The sequence below is a fragment of the Nonomuraea sp. NPDC049421 genome (assembly GCF_040677005.1).
GTDB lineage: Bacteria > Actinomycetota > Actinomycetes > Streptosporangiales > Streptosporangiaceae > Nonomuraea > Nonomuraea salmonea.
In genome coordinates this window covers 1-1,058 of record NZ_JBFAQA010000083.1, presented here as the reverse complement: position 1 = coordinate 1,058, position 1,058 = coordinate 1, and the positions used below count along the sequence as shown (strand labels likewise).

The 1,058-nt window shown below is 57.0% G+C and carries 1 rRNA gene; it reads right to left on the bottom strand.

Annotation, left to right across the window (positions count from 1 at the left end):
• Positions 1-20: 20 nt before the first annotated feature.
• Positions 21-1,058, bottom strand: a 23S ribosomal RNA gene (locus AB0K18_RS50305); the annotation flags it as partial.

The following is a 1,058-nucleotide window of genomic DNA, read 5'->3' as shown; positions in this document are numbered from 1 at the left end:
AAAACTAGAAAGTCTGCTTTGTGGTCAAGTCCTCGGCCTATTAGTACCGGTCAGCTCCACACGTTGCCATGCTTCCACCTCCGGCCTATCAACCCGGTCGTCTACCGGGAGCCTTACCCACTCTCGTGGTGGGAGACCTCATCTCAAGGCGAGCTTCCCGCTTAGATGCTTTCAGCGGTTATCCCTTCCGAACGTAGCCAACCAGCCGTGCACCTGGCGGTACAACTGGCACACCAGAGGTTCGTCCGTCCCGGTCCTCTCGTACTAGGGACAGCCCCTTTCAAGTCTCCTGCGCGCGCAGCGGATAGGGACCGAACTGTCTCGCGACGTTCTAAACCCAGCTCGCGTACCGCTTTAATGGGCGAACAGCCCAACCCTTGGGACCTACTCCAGCCCCAGGATGCGACGAGCCGACATCGAGGTGCCAAACCATCCCGTCGATATGGACTCTTGGGGAAGATCAGCCTGTTATCCCCGGGGTACCTTTTAGCCGTTGAGCGACACCGCTTCCACACGCCGATGCCGGATCACTAGTCCCAGCTTTCGCTCCTGCTCGACCCGTCAGTCTCACAGTCAAGCTCCCTTGTGCACTTACACTCAACACCTGATTGCCAACCAGGCTGAGGGAACCTTTGGGCGCCTCCGTTACCCTTTAGGAGGCAACCGCCCCAGTTAAACTACCCACCAGACACTGTCCCCGATCCGGATCACGGACCAGAGTTAGACGTTCAAAACGACCAGAGTGGTATTTCACCAATGACTCCACCCGAACTAGCGTCCGAGCTTCCCAGTCTCCCACCTATCCTACACAAGACGCTCCAAACGCCAATGTCAAGCTGTAGTGAAGGTCCCGGGGTCTTTCCGTCCTGCTGCGCGAAACGAGCATCTTTACTCGTAGTGCAATTTCGCCGGGTCTGCGGTTGAGACAGCGGGGAAGTCGTTACGCCATTCGTGCAGGTCGGAACTTACCCGACAAGGAATTTCGCTACCTTAGGATGGTTATAGTTACCACCGCCGTTTACCGGCGCTTAAGTTCTCACCTTCGCCCAACCGAAGTC